The organism is Streptacidiphilus sp. PAMC 29251 (assembly GCF_054208735.2).
The window spans coordinates 9,996,421-10,014,145 of sequence record NZ_CM135725.2 but is presented as its reverse complement, the minus strand read 5'-3'; the positions used below and the strand labels follow the sequence as shown (position 1 = coordinate 10,014,145).

At 69.1% G+C, this 17,725-nt stretch carries 17 protein-coding genes; 9 read left to right on the top strand and 8 right to left on the bottom strand.

The window, feature by feature from the left end; translation table 11 throughout:
- Positions 1-17: 17 nt before the first annotated feature.
- The 3 genes from ACXKR8_RS47815 to ACXKR8_RS47805 form a co-directional block, all read right to left on the bottom strand.
- Positions 18-983 (bottom strand): carbohydrate ABC transporter permease, encoded by a 966-nt coding sequence (locus ACXKR8_RS47815; protein WP_458270812.1) that lies wholly within the window; start codon positions 981-983, stop codon positions 18-20.
- Positions 983-2,275 (bottom strand): ABC transporter substrate-binding protein, encoded by a 1,293-nt coding sequence (locus ACXKR8_RS47810; protein ID WP_458270811.1) that lies wholly within the window; start codon positions 2,273-2,275, stop codon positions 983-985. Before ACXKR8_RS47810 ends, ACXKR8_RS47815 begins: the two co-directional genes overlap by 1 nt.
- Positions 2,276-2,339: 64 nt before the next feature.
- A complete protein-coding gene (locus tag ACXKR8_RS47805) occupies positions 2,340-3,098 on the bottom strand; it encodes an NAD-dependent epimerase/dehydratase family protein (RefSeq protein ID WP_458270810.1) in 759 nt (252 codons plus the stop codon).
- Between the two features lie 324 nt (positions 3,099-3,422).
- On the opposite strand from ACXKR8_RS47805, the gene dgoD reads away from it, so the two are divergent.
- From dgoD to ACXKR8_RS47790, 3 genes are read left to right on the top strand one after another with little or no spacing between them, the layout of a single operon-like run.
- Positions 3,423-4,565, top strand: a complete 1,143-nt coding sequence (dgoD, locus tag ACXKR8_RS47800) for a galactonate dehydratase (RefSeq protein ID WP_458270809.1) — start codon at positions 3,423-3,425, stop codon at positions 4,563-4,565.
- A gap of 21 nt (positions 4,566-4,586) precedes the next feature.
- Positions 4,587-5,012, top strand: a complete 426-nt coding sequence (locus tag ACXKR8_RS47795) for a hypothetical protein (RefSeq protein WP_458270808.1) — start codon at positions 4,587-4,589, stop codon at positions 5,010-5,012.
- Between the two features lie 49 nt (positions 5,013-5,061).
- Positions 5,062-6,276 (top strand): ROK family protein, encoded by a 1,215-nt coding sequence (locus ACXKR8_RS47790; protein WP_458270807.1) that lies wholly within the window; start codon positions 5,062-5,064, stop codon positions 6,274-6,276.
- 146 nt (positions 6,277-6,422) lie between these two features.
- On the opposite strand, the gene ACXKR8_RS47785 is transcribed toward ACXKR8_RS47790, so the two are convergent.
- Positions 6,423-6,974 carry a helix-turn-helix domain-containing protein gene (locus ACXKR8_RS47785; protein WP_458270806.1) on the bottom strand — a complete coding sequence of 184 codons (552 nt, stop codon included), beginning with the start codon at positions 6,972-6,974 and terminating at the stop codon, positions 6,423-6,425.
- A 12-nt stretch (positions 6,975-6,986) separates the two neighbouring features.
- Here ACXKR8_RS47785 and ACXKR8_RS47780 point away from each other — a divergent pair, with 12 nt between their 5' ends.
- The 4 genes from ACXKR8_RS47780 (at position 6,987) to ACXKR8_RS47765 (ending at position 10,722) form a co-directional block, all read left to right on the top strand.
- On the top strand, positions 6,987-7,826 hold the full coding sequence (locus ACXKR8_RS47780) for a polysaccharide deacetylase family protein (protein WP_458270805.1): 840 nt from the start codon (positions 6,987-6,989) through the stop codon (positions 7,824-7,826).
- Positions 7,827-7,929: 103 nt separating this feature from the next.
- Positions 7,930-8,718 (top strand): hypothetical protein, encoded by a 789-nt coding sequence (locus tag ACXKR8_RS47775; RefSeq protein WP_458270804.1) that lies wholly within the window; start codon positions 7,930-7,932, stop codon positions 8,716-8,718.
- Between the two features lie 212 nt (positions 8,719-8,930).
- A complete protein-coding gene (locus tag ACXKR8_RS47770) occupies positions 8,931-10,055 on the top strand; it encodes an esterase-like activity of phytase family protein (RefSeq protein WP_458270803.1) in 1,125 nt (374 codons plus the stop codon).
- A gap of 25 nt (positions 10,056-10,080) precedes the next feature.
- Positions 10,081-10,722 carry a nucleotidyltransferase domain-containing protein gene (locus ACXKR8_RS47765; RefSeq protein WP_458270802.1) on the top strand — a complete coding sequence of 214 codons (642 nt, stop codon included), beginning with the start codon at positions 10,081-10,083 and terminating at the stop codon, positions 10,720-10,722.
- A 24-nt stretch (positions 10,723-10,746) separates the two neighbouring features.
- On the opposite strand, the gene ACXKR8_RS47760 is transcribed toward ACXKR8_RS47765, so the two are convergent.
- Positions 10,747-11,337, bottom strand: a complete 591-nt coding sequence (locus tag ACXKR8_RS47760; protein ID WP_458270801.1) for a TetR/AcrR family transcriptional regulator — start codon at positions 11,335-11,337, stop codon at positions 10,747-10,749.
- 97 nt (positions 11,338-11,434) lie between these two features.
- On the opposite strand from ACXKR8_RS47760, the gene ACXKR8_RS47755 reads away from it, so the two are divergent.
- Complete coding sequence (locus ACXKR8_RS47755) at positions 11,435-12,331, top strand: SDR family oxidoreductase (protein ID WP_458270800.1); 897 nt, start codon at positions 11,435-11,437, stop codon at positions 12,329-12,331.
- Between the two features lie 98 nt (positions 12,332-12,429).
- On the opposite strand, the gene ACXKR8_RS47750 is transcribed toward ACXKR8_RS47755, so the two are convergent.
- On the bottom strand, positions 12,430-12,741 hold the full coding sequence (locus ACXKR8_RS47750; RefSeq protein WP_462100174.1) for a hypothetical protein: 312 nt from the start codon (positions 12,739-12,741) through the stop codon (positions 12,430-12,432).
- Between the two features lie 232 nt (positions 12,742-12,973).
- On the bottom strand, positions 12,974-14,377 hold the full coding sequence (locus tag ACXKR8_RS47745; RefSeq protein WP_458270798.1) for a nucleobase:cation symporter-2 family protein: 1,404 nt from the start codon (positions 14,375-14,377) through the stop codon (positions 12,974-12,976).
- A 495-nt stretch (positions 14,378-14,872) separates the two neighbouring features.
- On the opposite strand from ACXKR8_RS47745, the gene ACXKR8_RS47740 reads away from it, so the two are divergent.
- Positions 14,873-16,240, top strand: a complete 1,368-nt coding sequence (locus tag ACXKR8_RS47740) for a glycoside hydrolase family 16 protein (RefSeq protein ID WP_458270797.1) — start codon at positions 14,873-14,875, stop codon at positions 16,238-16,240.
- Between the two features lie 43 nt (positions 16,241-16,283).
- Here ACXKR8_RS47740 and ACXKR8_RS47735 read toward each other — a convergent pair whose 3' ends face one another.
- The gene (locus ACXKR8_RS47735; RefSeq protein ID WP_458270796.1) at positions 16,284-17,723 is read right to left on the bottom strand and encodes a serine/threonine-protein kinase; all 1,440 of its coding nucleotides are present in this window, start codon (positions 17,721-17,723) and stop codon (positions 16,284-16,286) included.
- Between the last annotated feature and the right edge of the window lie 2 nt (positions 17,724-17,725).

Sequence of the window (17,725 nt, the reverse complement as noted above, 5' to 3'; positions counted from 1 at the left end):
GGGACTCCTTGGGGTGGTTAGTTCTCGACCGTGTCGCGGCGCATGACGCGGCGCAGCAGTACGGCGACGACGGTGATCAGAACCAGGCTGGCCAGGGCGGCGGCCGAGGCTACGCCGAAGTCGTTCTGGGATTTGGTGGAGAAGCCGCTCTCGTAGACGTAGAGGGCGGTGGTGTAGCTCTGGACCGGTGGCTCCCCTCCGGTGCTGCCGCCGAAGACCAGGACCAGTTCGAATACCTTGATGGAGGCGATCGTCCAGAGCATGGCGCAGACGGTGACCACCTCCCAGGACAGCGGGAGGGTGATGTTGATGAATTTTCGCCAAGCGCCGGCGCCGTCGAGTTCGGCGGCCTCGTAGTAGTAGGGCGGGATCTGCTCGACAGCGGACATGAGGATGGTGGTGTAGAAACCGACGGCCGCCCAGATCAGCGTGGCCAGGATCATCATGTTGAGGTTGTTCACCGCCAACCATTTGGGCGGGTCGCTGACGCCGACGTAGCCAAGGAGTCGGTTGACGATGCCGTCGGGCTGGAAGAGCAGTCCGGTCATGACGCCGAAGACGAGCGGGTTGACCAGTACCGGGAAGAAGAGCACGTAACGGACGAACTTGCGGCCGGCCATGTCCCGCAGGAACAGGGTGGCGGCGAAGCTGACCACGAAGGTGAGCAGGCCGCCGACGACCAGGATGACACCGGTGTTCTTCAGGGCGGTGCGGAACACAGGGTCGTCGTACAGTCCGGCGTAGTTCTTCGTCCCGCGGTACGAGATCTGGCTGACTCCGTCCCAGCTGTGGAAGCTGAGCCACGCGCTGAAGGCGATCGGGGCAAGGAAGAAGACCGTGAAGAGCAGCAGCGCGGGGGCCAGGAAGGGCCAGAAGCTGCGGTTCCGTGCGCGTTCCAGAGGGCTGCTGGCCGCGGCCCGGCGCCGCGAGCGCCGGGCCGCCAGTACGGTCGGCGCCGCCCGGGTGGAGAGGCCGCTCGGCATCAGCCCTTGGCCTTCCAGTACGCGGCCGAATCGGCAGCGGTCTTGTCGACGAAGGTCGCCGCGTCGGAGGTGCCGAGCCACAGGCTGTTGAACGTGGGCAGTAGTGCCTTGTTGAGGTAGTCGTTGTCGAGGTTGTCGTCGGCCAGCCGGATCGGGTCGTCGTGGTACGAGGCGGCAGCGTCGGTGAGGGCTTTCGGCGCCGCGGTGTCGGTGCGCGACGTCATGTTGCCCGCGATGGTGGAGATGCCGGCGAGCTGCGACTTCTGCATGAAGTAGGTGATGAACTGCTCAGCCTGGGCGGCATGGGGAGCGTTCTTGGGGACGACGAAGCCGAAGGGTGCGATGTCCACTGCGTTGTTGTTCGGGTCGCTGGTGGTGGGGAAGTTGACGGAGCGGTAGTCGAAGCCGCTGGGGGCGTATGTAGCGGTCTCGGTGGGCAGCCAGCTGCCCATCAGGAAGAACACCGACTTGCCCAGGGCCCAGTTGTTCTGCTGCGCCGGATACTTGGTGGCGTCGTAGCCGCTGATCAGGTAGCCGCCCTTGATGAGCTGCTCCACCTCCTGGACGGACTTGAGCACCGCGGGCGCCTTCCAGGCGGCTCCGGTCTTGTCCGCAGCCAGGGTGGTGATGGACACCCCGTTGCGGTTGAGCAGGTAGTCGAGCCAGTACTGGGTGGCCCAGCCCTGGTCACCGTCGGTGCCGATGCACGCCTTGCCCGCGGTCTTGGCCTGCCGACAGATGGCGAGGAGGTCGCTGAACGTCTTCGGGGCGTTGGCGACCAGCGGGTCGGCCCCATTGTAGAAAAGGGAGATGCTGCTGACGGTGTAGGGGATCATCCAGGGCTTCCCGCCCTTGTCCTTGGGGATCAGGTTCATCAGCTTGGCCGGGATGACGTCGGAGACTTTGCTCCCGTCGCCCGTGTCCGTCGAAAGCACCGGCGACAGGTTGGTGGCCTCACCGTTGTCGCCCAGAGCCGGCTGCAGCTGGTCGAGGGACTGGTCGACCAGGTCGGGCTCGTTGCCGGACAGCAGGGCCGGCCCCACCTTGTCCAGGACAGAGCGGCCCTGCCATTGGACGTCGACCTTGATGCCCGTGCTCTTGGTGAACGAGTCGATCGACGCCTGCAAGGCCTTGGCCTGTGGCTCGGTCCGGTTCCACATCGACCAGTAGGTGAACTCCTTCGCTCCCGCCGAGGAGGAGTTGGAGGTTGTCGCCGTACACGCGCTGCAGACGAGCAGCGCGGCGAGGCCGGCCGCCGTCGAGGCGGTACGCCAGGTAGGCACTCTTCGCATGTCATGGCTCATTTCATAAGAGGGGGAGGGCTGTACCCGAAAGCGGGCGGTCAGCCAGGGTGGTTCATGCGGGGAACATCAGGCAGGGCGGGTCCACCGACCACGGCAGCTCCTCCGGGGCCCGGGGAAGAGGGTCGGCGGGTTCGAAACCCAGGTCCGCCCGACCCGGTCCGAGGTCCCAGAAGGACGCTGCATAGCGGGAGACGCCGAAGTAGACGCCTTCACCGACCCGGGTAGCGAGGGCGGCGAGCACCAGCGCGGACGCGTCGCGGTCCGACAGCCACATGGGCGCGTAGTCGCGCTCGGTCAGCGGCCAGCCGACGAGCCCGAAACGCAGGCTCACCACGGACGCCCCGGTGCGACGGGCATGGATACGACCAAGTGACTCCGCTGCGACCTTGGCCGCCCCGTACGGGCAGCACGGCTGCGGCAGTGCGCGGGGGTCGACCGGGTACGGGCCGTCACGATAGTTCAGGCCGGCTGCATGGGTGGAGCTGGCCAGTACCACCTTGGCCACGCCCTGCCGCTCAACTGCGGCGAGCAACTGCGCGGTCATCTCGATATTCGCCGACGCCCGCGCCCAATCCGCCCGGGGATCGGCCAGGGCAGCCAGGTGCAGGACAGCGTCGACCCCGCGAACCGCGCGGTCGAGCATGGCGGCGTTGCGCATGTCGGCGAACACCGTCTCCTCGTCGGCTCCGAGAAGCCCCGCGTCACCGGTGGGCAGCGACAGCGTCCTGAGTCGATAGTGGCCGCTCAACGCCGGCCGCAGCACACGCGCAACAGTTCCGCTACCGCCAGTGACAAGCAGCAGGGGTGGCATCCGAGTCACCTCCCGGTTGTGGACTGCCATTGACATCACTCTAGACTTCCCTCACCGCAGTTCGTCAAGACTCTGGACGCAGAACCGCAACAAGAGTTAACTTAGCCGCACCAAAGCGCCACACGGCATCAAGATATTACGGATTTGCGTACGAGCTATTGACGATTGCTGGGCGCTGACACGGTCACTTCCAGCAACCATCACTCCCAGACGCCAGCCAGTCCCGCACCTCGCCCGTCCTTTCGGCCCCCCCGAGCGGCCCGCACCACACGAACAGCCCAGTAGGCGCCTGACGCCCACCCCCTCTCAATCCACGGAGACAATGTGAAGATCACGAAGATGGAGACGTTCCCGGTCCCGCCCCGCTGGCTCTTCCTGCGGATCGAGACCGACGAGGGCGTCATCGGCTGGGGTGAGCCAATCGTCGAGGGCAAGGCCGAAACGGTCGCCGCAGCAGTCCACGAGCTGGCCGACCAGCTCGTGGGCAGCGACCCGCTGCGCGTCGAAGAACACTGGCAGCGCCTAACGAAAGGCGGTTTCTACCGCGGTGGCCCCATACTCTCCAGTGCCGTCGCCGGCATCGACCAGGCGCTTTGGGACATCAAGGGCAAGGCCTGCGGACTGCCGGTCCATGAGCTTCTCGGCGGTCCGGTGCGCGATCGGGTCCGCGTCTACACCTGGATCGGCGGCAGGGATGCCGAGGAACTGGCCGACTCGGCCCGCAGCGCGGTCGAGGCCGGATTCGACGCCGTGAAGTTCGGCCCAGCCGCTCAGCTCGCACCGCTGGACACCCCCGAACGGGTCCGCGACATCGTCGCGCACACGCAGGCGGTGCGCGAAGCCGTCGGAGACCGGATCGACATCGCGCTCGACTTCCACGGCCGCGCCAGCACCGCCATGGCGCGCCGGGTTCTGCCGCTACTGGAGGAGTACTTGCCGTTGTTCGCCGAAGAAGTCGTCCTCCCGGAGTATTCCGACGACCTCGGTGTCATCACCCGCAGCACCAGTATCCCCATCGCCACAGGCGAACGCCTGTATTCGCGCTGGGACTTCAAGGAGGTCCTCCGTTCGGGCGTGGCTGTGGTCCAGCCGGACCTCAGCCACGCCGGGGGCATCTCCGAAGTCCGGCGCATCGCCGCCATGGCCGAGGCGCATGACGTCCTCCTGGCCCCGCACTGCCCTCTGGGGCCGATCGCCCTGGCCGCAAGTCTGCAGATCGACTTCGCCACGCCCAACGTACTCATCCAGGAGCAGAGCCTGGGCATCCAGTACGGCGGCAACGAGCTGCTGGACTACCTCGTCGATCCGCGCGTCTTCGCCTTCCAGCAGGGCTATGTCGAACGCCCACTCGGACTCGGCCTCGGGATCGAAGTCGACGAAGCGGCCGTGCGCCGCGCCGCCGAAACCGGCCACCGGTGGCGCAACCCCCAACTCCGACACCGCGACGGCTCCTTCGCCGAGTGGTGAACACATCCAGAAGGACACGCCATGAACCTGTACCCGCGCCACAATGACCAGCCCGTGCCCACCGCCGCCTACCTGCGCTGCTATCCCTTCGACCGATGGGGCATGGCCAGCCACCGGTGGGCCCTGGAGGACCTCGCCGTCCAGCTCGGCCTCCCCACGCCCGTCCTGTACCTGGACAACGGGTACCACGGCCGCGCAGTGGGCCCCCATCTGCAGCGGCTCCAGCAGGCGATCGCCAACCAGCGCTTCACCACCCTGCTCATTCCGGGCCCGTGGGTCTTCCACCTCGACGACGCACGGGCCCGGCAGACCGTCCTGCACCTGGTAACCCTGGGCTGCACGGTTTTCGAGATGCCAGACAACTGGACAAGAGAGCCGATGGCACACCGACCTCATCCGGAGAGTGCGCAAGGAAATGAACAGAAAGATCGGATGGCCGCAGCATGAATGTTCACTCTCTTGACAAATATCTGGTAGGCGGACCTATCATTGGCCAATGACCTCGGAGAAGAACGGCTCGCTTCAGCAGCTGCGACGCAGCAACCAGGAACGACTGCTGTCTCTCCTGCTCAGCCACGGCCCGGCGCACCGCGCCGAGCTCTCCCGCCTCGCCGGAGTGTCGCGCACCACCGTCTCGACAATCATCGGCGAGCTCATGGAACGCAATCTGGTGATCGAGGGCACGGCCCCCACCGGCAAGCACCTGGACGGACGGGCACGTGAGGTGCTCACCATCAATCCCGCCGCCGGTGCCGCCGCCGGACTGGACTTCACGCTCACCGACATCTACGCCTACGTCACCGACCTCTCGGGTCGGCCACTGGGCACCGGCGGTACGGCCGTCCCCGGTGACGCCGACTGGACCGCGCGGATGACCACAGGACTCGAACTGCTGGACTCGCTGCTCGCAGAAGCCGGCCTCACCCAGGCGGACCTCATCGGCCTTGGCGTCGGCGTTCCCGGCCAAATCGAGCGCGCCACCGGAATCGTCGCCCCCTCCCTTCCCGGCCAGGCATGGGTGGGCGTCAACGTGCCCACCGAATTCGGCAAGCACGTGGCCGTCCCCGTGTTCGTCGAGAACAACACCCGCCTGGAAGCTGTCGCCGAGGTCATGCACGGCGCCGGGAGAGGAGCCAAGGACCTCTTCTACTTTGGGCTGTCCAGCGGCATCGGCACCGGTCTGATCCTCGACGGAGAGCTCTACCGAGGAGCGCTGGGCGGAGCCGGCGAGTTCGGCCACGTATCCGTCGACATCAACGGCGCCGCATGCCCCTGCGGCAACCGCGGGTGCCTCATCCAGTACGCCGCCGTCCCCGCCGTCCTCAATGCTCTTCGACCCAGCTTCGGGCCCCACGTCACCATCGACCGCGTGCTCCAAGCCACCGCGGACGGCGACCGCGCCTGCCTGGGAGTCCTTCACGACGTCGGGCAACTCGTCGGCCGCGCCCTCGCCAACATCTGCAATCTCCTCAACCCGGAACGAATCGTCGTCGGCGGCGAACTCGCCTTCGTCGGCGAACCACTTCTCGGGCCTATGCGCACCTCCCTGCAGCGCTACGCCATGGCCCTGTCCCGCCAGGTCGACCTGCGCCCAGCCGAACTCGACCAAGGAGCAAGGGCAGGTGCCCTGGGCGGCGCGGCCCTGGTCCTACGGGAGACCCCGGGGCTTGCCTCTGCGCTCCTGAGGGTAGTCGGCTCCGCCCGAGCCTGAGCTTGCCTCGAAGGGCAACGGCGACCCGCTCTGCTGGAGTGTCGTGAGGCCCGGGCTCGGGAGGATTAGCAGCACCAACTTCTGGGTCGCGGCGGGCAGGGCCGATTCGGCCCTCGGTGGGCAGCCGCCCTGCCTGAGGACCCGCTTCATGAGCCGGGGTGTGTGGTGAGCTGTCGCGTTTCCGCGGTCGCTCGTTCCCGCTGGCGCCAGGTTCCGGGCGGCTCTGCGTGGTGGCGGCGGAAGGCTGCGGCGAAGGCGAAGGGGGAACCGTAACCGATGGTGTCGGCGATCTGGGCCAGGGTGAGTTCGTCGACGCGCAGGTGGTCGCGGGCCAGGCTCATCCGCCATTCAGTCAGGTACTGCATGGGGGCCTGGCCGAGCGCGTCGCGGAAGGCCCGTGCGAAGGCAGCACGGGACAGACCGCTGACCGCGGCGAGTTTCGATGCGGCCGGCTGGCCGCAGGGCCCCCGCTGACGGCCGGCACCGCGTGCCCGGGGGCGGTGTGAAGCACCGCTGATCCGGCTGACAGTCTGTACACACGCATGAGTGCCGCTGGGTGTTCCCTGGGAACGCCCGCGGCAGGGGAGGGGCTGCCGGCGGCCGCCCGGGCCACCGCTTTGGTTCCCTTCGGCGTGACGACAGTTCGGCGTGACGACAGTGAAGACCGCCGACCGCACCGGTGGCGGTCGGCCAGCCATACGGAGAGCACAGTGCGGCAGCAGCAGTCCCGGAAGCGGGCGTCCTGGTCGAAGTCCACCTCGTCGACACGTCGGACGGGCGCTGTGGGCACCGGCGCGGTGGTTGTCGCCGCGATGGTGCTGGGGCTGGCCGGCTGCGACGGCTACAAGTCGACGTCCCCGGCCAGCGCCCGGGCGCATGCCTCCGGAGCCCCGGCCGCGTTCGCCACCGGTGCGGCCGGGCCGGTCGACTGCCGGCAGGCCAAGTGCGTCGCACTGACCTTCGACACGGGTCCGAGCCCGCAGACGCCGAAGATCCTGGCCATCCTGCGCCAGTACCACATGCACGCGACGTTCTTCCTGCGCGGCGACAACGCCCTGAAGTACGCAGACTTCACCCGGCAGACCGCCGCCGACGGCAATGAGCTGGAGACCCTGACCTGGAACCACCACATCCTCACCAAGATCAGCAAGGATGAGGTGCGGGACGAGATCGTCAGGGGCCGGGACGCCGTGGCCAAGGTGACCGGCGTGACGCCGACGCTGCTGCGCCCCCCGCAGGGCCGGACCAGTGACACGGTCACCGGGATCGCCCGCGACCTGGGCATGGCGGAGGTCGAATGGAGCGCGACCGGGTCCGACTACGCCACCAACGATCCGCAGCTGATCGCCAACCGGATCCTCAAGGACACCAGCCGGGACGGCATCATCCTGCTGCACGACTATGTGGACCCCACCAACCGCGGCTACAACGGGACGGTCGCCTCGATCCCGCTGATCGTTGCCAAGCTCCAGTCCGATGGCTACACCTTCGTCACCGTCTCCCAGCTGCTGGCCCCGGGGAAACCGCAGGCCGGCAAGGTCTACAAGTAGACGAACAAGGCAGGTGGGGCGGTGTGCCGGGCGGCGGGCGGATGATCTATAAAGAGCCTCCTGGATCCCGACGCGGAGTGCGGGATCCCATGACAGGAGCAACATGCGCGTTCGCATAGCAGTGCCGGTGCTCACCGGTGCTCTCGCCCTCGGTTTCGTCGCCGTTCCGACCGCGGCCTTCGCCACGACCGCCAAGCCGGTCATCACCAAGGCCGTCTCGCCGTCGACGGTCCTCGGCCTGGGCGGCACCATCACCCTCGGCGCGACGGTCACGGCGACCGATGCCTCCGGCATCAAGGCGATCTACGCCGAGCCCTACCCGCTGGCCCTGGTGAAGGAGTACGGCGGCGCTCCCACCGCGGCCGAGCTCACGTCGGACCCCGCCGACGACCTGCTCAAGGTCAAGTCCAGCACGGCCACCTCGCAGACCGCCGGCGTGCTGCAGACCGACAAGATCCCCACCAGCGCCAAGCTGCCGAACGATCTCGCCGGCACCTGGGGTGTCGCGGTGCTCGTCGTCGCCAATGACGGCTCCACCACCTTCAACGTCAAGGCCGCCACCTTCAACTGGAGGCGCGCCGACAAGCTGACCGCCAAGGTCTCCGCGACGCGGGTGCGCAAGGGCGCCAACCTGACCGTCAAGGGCCAGCTCAACCGGGTCAACTGGACCAAGCACGCCTACCAGGGCTACGGCGCGCAGCCGGTGCTGCTCGAGTTCCGCAAGACCGGCTCCAGCACCTGGACCAAGGTCAAGCAGGTCCGGTCCAGCAAGACCGGTGCCGTCAGCGCCACCGTCAAGGACAACGCCGGCGGCAGCTGGCGCTTCGTCTTCGTCGGCAACAGCACCAGCGGCTCCGTGTCCTCCGCGCAGACCTGGGTCGGCCTGAAGTAACCCCCGCCGCCTCGCCGCACACAGCCGGTCGCGACACGATCCCGTCCGACCGGCTGTGTCGGTCGTCCTGACGGGAAGGTGTCCCTGCGGGCAACGTTCCGTGCCGGGGGCAGAACATTGGCCGAAGTCCTTCAATCGACGAAACGTCAGCTGCAAGGGTGGGCACACCCGGTCCGCAACCCCATGCCGGGGCCGCCCTCGAAGGAGCACGTATGTCCCTGCCGGTATCCCTCACCCGTCGGGCCAGGACCACGGCCGTGGTCGGCGCGCTGCTGCTGGCCTCCCTCGGTGCCCTGCCCGGGGCCGAGGCCCGGGCCGCCGGGCTGCCGAAGCCTCCGGCCGCGCTCGGCTGCGGCGCCCACGGCTGGATCCAGGGCTACAGCGACGCGCTGAACAAGCTCGCGGTGGACGGCGACACCGTCGGCGGCCTGTCCGCACTGAGCTGGGACGCCCGGCGCCACGCCTACGGCGCCGTGGTCGACCACAGCGCCGGCGAGCTGGCCAAGATCTGGTTCTTCAAGAACGCGGACAGTCCGCGGATCGTCGGCAGCCTGGTGCTGCGCAAGCCGGACGGCACCGCCTACGACGCGAGCGACTTCGACGGCGAGGGCCTGACCGTCCTGGCCGACGGCGACTACCTGGTCAGCTCCGAGACCGAGCCCTCCGTCCGCGACTTCAACCGCCAGGGCGTCGAGCAGTTCGCCCTGGCCGTCCCGGCCCGGTTCCTGGTCGCCCCGGCGGGCCAGGCCACCTCCAACGCCACGCTGGAGGGCCTGAGCGTCTCCCCGGACGGCCGCACGGTCTACGCCGCCATGGAAGGCGTGCTCAGCGGGGACGTCAACAGCAGCACCGGCAACGCCGACGACCGCCGGATCCTGGTCTACCGGCGCAACCACCACGGCGGCTACGACCTGGTCAAGCAGGTCGGCTACCGGCTGGACCCGGGCAACCGGATCTCCGAGGTCGCCTCGTACGGCTCACACGGCCTGCTGGTACTCGAAGCCGCCTACACCGCTGGCTACGGCAACACCGTCCGGGTCTACGCCGCCAAGGACGCCCTGCACTCCCCCGACGTCACCGCGGTCGGCGACCTCGGCGACGCCCCGGCCAAGTACCTGGCGAAGAAGTCCCTGCTGGTCGACGTCGGCCAGTGCCCGTCGCTCGGCGCGACCTCCCCCGAGCAGCAGCCCGACCCGATCCTGGACAACTACGAGGGAATGACCCTCGCCCCCGGGTCGGCCAGGTCCGGGATCAGCGAACTCCTGCTCATCAGCGACGACAACTTCTCGGCGGCCCAGAACACCCGGGTCCTGCGCCTTGAGGTCAAGCTCCCCTGACCCGTGCTCCTGATAGGTTCCGGTGATGAGCGAGCAACTGCCCGACGGCGGAAACGAGTTGTCACCCTCCGAGATCGACGCCCTCGACGCCAGGTGGGCCCACTACTGGACCCCGGGCGAGGTCGCGGGCCGGCTGGCCGGCCTCGCCGCCCCCTGGTACGTGGCCGGGGGCTGGGCGCTGGACCTGCTCCGCGGCAGCCAGAGCCGCGAGCACGAGGACATCGAGATCGGCATCCCCGCCGCGAGCTTCCCCGAGGTGCGCGACCGCTTCCCCGGACTCGTCTTCGACGGGGTGGGCAGCGGCCGGATCTGGGAGGACGCCGCACCGGACGTGCTGGCCGCCGTCCACCAGACCTGGCTGCGCGATCCGGCCAGCGGCGACTACCTGCTCGACGTGTTCCGTGAACCGCACGACGGCGACACCTGGATCTGCCGCAGGGACGAGACCATCCGTTTTCCCTACCACACCATCATCCACCGCACCGGCGACGGCATCCCCTACCTGGCGCCCGAGCTGGTCCTGCTGTTCAAGGCCAAGCACGTCCGACCCAAGGACCAGGCAGACTTCGACACCACCGTCCCCCTGCTGACGCCGGCTCAGCGCGCCACCCTGGCCGAACTGGTCGCCCTTGTCCATCCGGGACACGCCTGGCTCGCGGAGCTGTAGGACCCCGGTGGTCACGGGATGCGGTCACCGGATGCTGCTTGCGGCCGTGGCCTTCCCGGTCAGGGTGAGCAGTTCCCGGAGCACATGCGCGGAGATGTCGGCGAGGGATCGCTGCTCGCCCTCGCGGATCCAGTGGGTGAAGGAGATCACAAAGACGGTGATGCCCGACTCCGCGGCCAGGGTGGCGGCGAGTTCGTCGACGCCGCGTGCGCGGAGGGCGTCGGCGAGGGTCGTGGCAAGGCCGGCCATCTTGTGCGATTCGCGTTCCTGCAGCGCGGGGTTCTGTTCGATCACCGTTTGCCGCGTGCGGGAGTGGGGCCGGCGCTCGTCCGGGAACAGGGACGCCGCGGACCGCAGGGCGCAGGCGACGATCTCGAACGGGGACGCCCCCGGTGCCGCGGCGTCCACGCCGACCAGGAACGCCTGGACGAACATGTCCTGTCCGTAGAACAGGACCTCGCGCTTGTCGCTGAAGTGACGGAAGAAGGTGCGCTCGGTCAGGCCGACGGACTGGGCGATCTCGGTGGCGGTCGTCTGCTCGTAGCCGCGGGTGGCGAACAGCTCGAGCGCCGCCTCCTGCAACCGCTCCCGAGTTCCTGGTTCCCAACGCGCCATGTGATCGAGTGTAGCGATGTCAGTGACTGACGTAAAAGGGAGTAGGCTATGTCTGTGACTGACATCAGTCACCGCTCCCCACCACCAGGAGATCACCATGCACGTTTTCGTCACTGGAGCCTCCGGCTGGATCGGCTCCGCCACGGTCGACGAACTGCTCGCCCAGGGCCACCAGGTCACCGGGCTGGCCAGGTCCGACGCGTCCGCCGCCGCCCTTGAGGCGAAGGGCGTCCACGTCCGCCGCGGGGACCTGGACGACCTCGACAGCATCCGCGCCGGCGCCGAGGCCGCCGAGGCGGTCATCCACCTCGCGAACAAGCACGACTTCGCCGACCAGGCCGCCTCGAACGCGGCCGAGCGGGCCGCCGTCCAGACCATCGGCGACACGTTGGCGGGCAGCGGTCGTCGTTTCCTGGTCGCCTCGGGCGTCGCCGGCCTCGCCCAGGGCCGGCCCTGCACCGAGGACGACGCGTCCTCGGCCCACGGCCCGGACTCCCCGCGCGGCGGGAGCGAGAACCTGGCGTTCGATTTCGTCGACCGCGGCGTGCACAGCGTGGGCCTGCGCTTCTCGCCCACCGTGCACGGCGCCCGTGACCACGGGTTCATCGCGGTCATCGCCGCGGTCGCGCGCGAGAAGGGCGTCTCCGGCTACCCCGGTGACGGGACCAACCGGTGGGCCGCCGTGCACCGGTCCGACGCCGCCCGGCTCGTCGCCCTCGGCCTGGAGAAGGCGCCCGCGGGCGCCCGGCTGCACGCCGTCGCCGAGCAGGGTGTCCCCACCCGCGAGATCGCGGAGGCGATCGGCCGCGCGTTCAGCCTGCCGGTGGCCTCGATCGCCGCCGAGGACGTGCCGGACCACTTCGGCTGGATCAGCCACTTCTTCGCCATGGACCTGCAGGCGACCAGCGCCGGGACGCGGGAGCTGCTCGGCTGGACGCCCACCGGACCGACCCTCGTCGAGGACATCGACGCCGGGGCGTACTCGGCGCACTGAGCGCGGCAGCACACCGTGAGGTCACCGGCGGCCGCCGGCGCGGCGGTCGTCGGCGAGGGAGGTCAGCGGGCCGTACTCGTGGGCGAGCTGTTGCCAGGTCAGCGCCTCGCCGCAGCGGGCCTCGTGGTGTCCGGGGTCGAAGTTCGGCATGGTCCAGGTGCCGGGGCCGGGGTGCGCAGCCACAGGTCGCCGTCGCCGTCGACCACGGTCTGCGGGACCGGGGCGGGCTCGGTCTGGTCGGTGGGGGCCCAGGTGGCCCGGCCCGGGTGCGAGGCGCGGCGCAGCTCGGTGGCAGCGATCTGCGCGGCGAAGTCGCGGGCCGCGGTCTCGACGACGGCCTCCACCGACGCGAGCCGGTAGGCGTCGGCGAGGTTGGGCAGGGCGGCGGCCTGGTTGCGCTTGGAGCTCATGAGGGTTCCCTCCCGGTGAGGCGTCACGTCCGTTGTGACACCTCGGATAAGGGGAGGTTATCCGTGGTCAGTGACCCTCCCGAGCCACTCCTCGCCGACGCGCCCGGGATTGCCCCGGTACCGCCGGCCCTGATACCTGCTGCGTCGGGGAGTCGACCCTGCGGGAACCGGCCTGCACCGTTGTCCCTGCCCGCAGGGTCCGACCCGGCTCGACGCCGGCCCGCTCACGGGGTCAGACCGGGTCCCCCACCCGTCCCATCGCCTCGATCTGCGCCTCCGGCACATAGGCCGGAGGTACCTCGCGGCCTCGGCCCAGGTGGTTGAAGACCAGGTTCAGGGTGATCGCCAGCAGGCAGCCCGCGGAGATTCCCGAGTTCAGCACAGTCGCGATCTGCTGCGGGAAGGCCTGGTAGAAGCTGGGGTAGGCGATCGGGAAGATGCCGAAGGCGAGGCTGACCGCGACGATGATCGCGTTCGACCCCGCACTCAGGTCCGCCTTGCCCAGCGTGCGGATGCCCGCCACTGCCACCGATCCGAAGAGCACCACGCCCGCCCCGCCGAGCACCGGTTGCGGCACCAGCGAGACCAGCCCGCCGACCACCGGCAGCAGACCCATCACCACGAGGAAGACACCCGCCAGCGCCACCACGAAGCGGCTGCGGATCTTGGTGAGCGCCACCAGCCCGATGTTCTGGGCGAAGGCCGAGCAGATGAAGCCGTTGAAGAATCCGCCGAAGGCCGTCGCCAGCCCGTCCGCCCGCAGGCCGCCGGCGATCGTACGGCTGTCGGCCGGCCGCTCGACGACCTCACCGAGCGCGATCATGTCGGCGGTCGACTCGGTCATGGAGACCACCATCACCACCAGCATCGAGACGATCGAGGCGGCTTCGAAGCGCGGCGCGCCGAAGGCGAACGGGTGCGGCAGTTCGAAGACCGGCAGGCTGCTGAGCGCGTGCGCGTCCACCTTGCCCAGGGGAATGGCCGCCAGGGTGCCCACCAGCAGGCCGAGCAGAATCGAGATCCGCTGCAGGAAGCCGCGCAGAAAGCGGTTGAAGACCAGGACGGCGAGCAGGGTGAGCCCGGCGAGGCCCAGGTTGGCCGGCGAACCGTAGCCGGCAGCCTGGGAGTCGCCGCCTTGCGCCCAGTTTCCGGCGACCGGCAGCAACGAGACCCCGATCAGCGTGATCACCGTACCGCTGACCACGGGCGGGAAGAATCTGACGAGCCGACAGAACACGGGTGCGAGCAGGAAGCAGAAGACGCCGGCGACCATGGTGGAGCCGAAGATCAACGGAAGCGCCGCCCCCTTCTTCGCCTCGATCACGGCGAGGATCGGCGAGACCGTGGCGAAGGAGACTCCGTTGACGAACGGCAGTCGCGAGCCGACCCGCCAGACCCCCAGCGTCTGCAGCAGGGTGGCGACGCCCGCGATGAACAGACTGGCCGCCAGCAGGGTGGTGAGCTGGGCCGGAGCCAGGCCTGCCGCGGCGCCGATGATCAGCGGAGGCGCGGCCACGCCGGCATACATGCTGGCGACGTGCTGAAGCGCGACGGTCGCCATCCTGCCCGGCGGCAGCAGTTCGTCGACAGGGTGCTGTGGCGTCCCGGACTTGAGGAGTGTTGCCTGACGTCCCATGGAAAGCTACCTCCGCATCTGAAGTGGCTTCGGGCCCGGGAACGACAGCCGACAGACGGGACGGCGACGCTGGGACGACCCTGGCGGACGGCGGTGCCGTCGCCCACCGTCTCGAACCCGCGGCGAACAGGCTCGACCCATGAGTGGATCCGCGATACGGAACTTGAATTCCGATGCTCGGATTTCAACAGAATGTAGAAACCATCGCCCGTCGTGTCAATAGCTCTCATCGGATCATTGCCGATCACATCCGGATCTGTAGGTTCCTCCAAGCGCGCCGAGGTTCCGGAGCCCGGCCGGTCCTTCAGAAGTTGAACTCTGCACTCCTTCTTGACGATGAGTCAGATCGGATTGAGACTGCCTGTTTGAGAGCGCTTTCAAGGCGCTGATTCCAAGGCTCGAACCCGATCTGGCGTTCACTTGCCGAACCCATGGGACCCCCATGCCCCGGGCCGGCGCATGCCCACCCCCCACCCGAGAAATACGAGGTTCGCCATGACCTTGTCCTCCCCCGCGGTACCGGTCGGGCGCAGACGCGCTCTGCTGGCCGTCGTCACCGCGATGCTCCTGCTGCTCAGCGGCCTCATCGCGCTGATGACCTCCAGCGGCAAGGCCGCCGCAGCGGTGCCCGGCGCACCGACCGGCTGGACCACCGTGTTCAGCGACGACTTCAACGGCCCCGCCGGCAGCAGCCTCAACCGGACCAACTGGCTCTACGACATCGGCACCAGCTACCCCGGCGGCGCCGGGAACTGGGGCACCGGTGAACTGGAGTCGGCCACGGACTCCACCCAGAACGTCTACCTCGACGGCAGCGGCCACCTGGTGATCAAGCCCATCAAGGACGCCTCCGGCCACTGGACCTCGGGCCGGGTCGAGACCCAGCGCACCGACTTCGCCCCTCCGGCCGGCGGCATGCTCCAGATCAGCGCCTCCCTGCAACAGCCCAACCCCCAGCACGGCCTGGGCTACTGGCCCGCCTTCTGGGCGATGGGCGCCGCAGCCCGACCGGTCAGTGCCACCAACTGGCCCAGCATCGGCGAGATCGACATCATGGAGGACGTCAACGCGCTCAGCCAGCACTCCACCACGTTCCACTGCGGCGCGTGGGCCGGGGAATGCCACGACCCGGACGGCATCACCAGCAACCTGCAGGCCTGCCCCGGCTGCCAGACCGCCTACCACACCTACTCGGCCGTCCTGGACCGCACCAACACCTCCGCGGAACAGCTGCGGTTCTACCTCGACGGGGCGCTGACCTACACGGTCAGTGAGAACCAGGTCTCCGTCGCCACCTGGCAGGCAGCCGTCGACCACGGCTTCTTCGCCATCTTCGACGTCGCCATCGGCGGCTCCTACCCCAACAAGGTATGCGCCTGCACCTCCCCCTCGGCGGACATCACCTCCGGCGCGGGCATGAGCGTCGACTGGTTCGCCGTCTACCAGACCAACGGATCAGGCGGCACCACCACCGGCGGCACCACCGGAGGCACGACGGGCGGCACCACCGGGGGCACCACCGGCGGAACCACGGGCGGCACGACCGGCGGTACGACCGGCGGTACGACAGGTGGCACCACCGGCGGCGGGACGACAGCGCCCGACTACACCGCGGGCGTGACGAAGGTCAGCACCTCCCAGGCCCTCATCTCCTTCACCCCCACCACCGCATCGCAGTACGTCGACGTCCACTACCTGGTCAACGGAGCGGCCCAGCAGAACTTCCGGATGACCAACAACGGCGGCACCTGGACGCAGACCGTCGGCGGACTGTCCGCGGGCAACGTGCTGACGTACTGGTTCACCTACGAGAAGAACGGCCCCCAGTACGACAGCCCGCACTACACCTACACGCAGAACTGAGCACACCGATCCTGTCGGCGATCCCGCTGACGACCGGACGTGGCTACTGCTGAGCCACGTCCGAGGGGATCTCGCCGGTCGGGACGCCGCCGCCGCTGGACGGATCCGTCGTGGTCGTCGGATCCGGAGGTCCGGTGGCGGTGGGCGGTGCCACGGATGGCGACGGTGGAAGAGCAGGGGGTGTCGTGGTGACGGACGCCGCGCCGGTGCCGGCGCCGGCAGACTGGCTTGACGGGACCGCGGTGACGGTGCTGTCGGACGGATCGGGCGATGCCGCACGCACCGGCGCGAGCCGCCGGCCTGGTGCGGTGGGATCCGTCCGGTCAGCTTTCGCAGGAACGGCGGACCGAACGGTGGCCGTCCGGGTCGGGGTGACCGTCGGAGCCTGGCTTGCGTCCGTCGGAGCACCGGACAGTCCCAGGATGCCGATCGTGCCCGCGATCAGCACGACCGCGGCAGCGCCGCCCGCGAGGATCAGCGGCCCCCCACCTGGCCGACCCGTCCTGCGTACCGACGCCTTCGCCTGCGCCGCGGAAGGGACCGGCACCCCGAGGGGGCCCGGCAGGGCTCGCAGGTGGGGCCGGGTCGGGTGGGCAGGCTCCTGGTCCCAGTGCTCCAGCCAGGCGCCGACCTCCGCCGCGGTGGGTCGGTGGTCCGGGTCCTTGGCCAGCAGGTGCAGGACGTAGCCGGACAGGCTGACCGGGATCTCAGGACGCAGGTGGTGCGGTGGGACCGGTTCGGTGTGGACGTGCTGGTACAGGGTGGCCGCGGGGACATCGCCGTGGAAGGGGGATGCGCCGGTCAGGAACTGGTAGAGCACGCAGCCCAGCGCGTAGACGTCGCCGGCGGGAGTGGCCGGGTGGCCGAGGGCGACCTCCGGGGCGACGTAGCCGGCCGTTCCCATGATCTGCCCGTCCCCGGTCAGTGCCGCGGCCGTCGTGGTGTCCTGGGTGAAACGGGCGATGCCGAAGTCGGCGATGCGGATCCGGTCCTGGTCGTCGAGCAGCAGGTTGCCGGGTTTGATGTCGCGGTGCACGACCGCGTGCGCGTGCGCCGCGGCCAGACCCCGCGCGACCTGGGCGCCGAGCGCGGCGGCGCGGCGGGGGGACATCGCGCCGCCGGTCTCCAGCACCTCGGCACAGGACCGGCCGTCGACCAGCTCCATGACCAGGTAGAAACGCTGCCGGTCGGTCCCGAAGTCGTAGACTCCGACCACCTGGGGGTCGTTGAGCTGGGCGGCGGTGCGGGCTTCCAAGGTGAATCTGGCGGCTGTCAGCTGGTCCTGGACCGCTTCACGAAGGACCTTGACGGCCACCGGTCGCCCCAGCTGCTCATCGTGTCCCCGCCAGACCTTGCCCATACCGCCGCGGCCGATCACCGTGTCCAAGCGGTAGCGACCGCCCAGCACCAAGGGCGCCGGGGTCGCCCTCGCGGTGCCGTCGCTCTCCTGGTCGCCGCTGTCCTGGCCGTCGTGTATCGCCATGG

Excerpts from the sequence above, each read along its gene's own strand:
- ACXKR8_RS47815 (WP_458270812.1), bottom strand. The coding sequence starts at position 983 with ATGCCGAGCGGCCTCTCCACCCGGGCGGCGCCGACCGTACTGGCGGCC.
- ACXKR8_RS47810 (WP_458270811.1), bottom strand. The coding sequence starts at position 2,275 with ATGCGAAGAGTGCCTACCTGGCGTACCGCCTCGACGGCGGCCGGCCTC.
- ACXKR8_RS47805 (WP_458270810.1), bottom strand. The coding sequence starts at position 3,098 with ATGCCACCCCTGCTGCTTGTCACTGGCGGTAGCGGAACTGTTGCGCGT.
- ACXKR8_RS47795 (WP_458270808.1), top strand. The coding sequence starts at position 4,587 with ATGAACCTGTACCCGCGCCACAATGACCAGCCCGTGCCCACCGCCGCC.
- ACXKR8_RS47790 (WP_458270807.1), top strand. The coding sequence starts at position 5,062 with ATGACCTCGGAGAAGAACGGCTCGCTTCAGCAGCTGCGACGCAGCAAC.
- ACXKR8_RS47785 (WP_458270806.1), bottom strand. The coding sequence starts at position 6,974 with ATGGCTGGCCGACCGCCACCGGTGCGGTCGGCGGTCTTCACTGTCGTC.
- ACXKR8_RS47775 (WP_458270804.1), top strand. The coding sequence starts at position 7,930 with ATGCGCGTTCGCATAGCAGTGCCGGTGCTCACCGGTGCTCTCGCCCTC.
- ACXKR8_RS47770 (WP_458270803.1), top strand. The coding sequence starts at position 8,931 with ATGTCCCTGCCGGTATCCCTCACCCGTCGGGCCAGGACCACGGCCGTG.
- ACXKR8_RS47765 (WP_458270802.1), top strand. The coding sequence starts at position 10,081 with ATGAGCGAGCAACTGCCCGACGGCGGAAACGAGTTGTCACCCTCCGAG.
- ACXKR8_RS47760 (WP_458270801.1), bottom strand. The coding sequence starts at position 11,337 with ATGGCGCGTTGGGAACCAGGAACTCGGGAGCGGTTGCAGGAGGCGGCG.
- ACXKR8_RS47755 (WP_458270800.1), top strand. The coding sequence starts at position 11,435 with ATGCACGTTTTCGTCACTGGAGCCTCCGGCTGGATCGGCTCCGCCACG.
- ACXKR8_RS47750 (WP_462100174.1), bottom strand. The coding sequence starts at position 12,741 with ATGAGCTCCAAGCGCAACCAGGCCGCCGCCCTGCCCAACCTCGCCGAC.
- ACXKR8_RS47745 (WP_458270798.1), bottom strand. The coding sequence starts at position 14,377 with ATGGGACGTCAGGCAACACTCCTCAAGTCCGGGACGCCACAGCACCCT.
- ACXKR8_RS47740 (WP_458270797.1), top strand. The coding sequence starts at position 14,873 with ATGACCTTGTCCTCCCCCGCGGTACCGGTCGGGCGCAGACGCGCTCTG.
- ACXKR8_RS47735 (WP_458270796.1), bottom strand. The coding sequence starts at position 17,723 with ATGGCGATACACGACGGCCAGGACAGCGGCGACCAGGAGAGCGACGGC.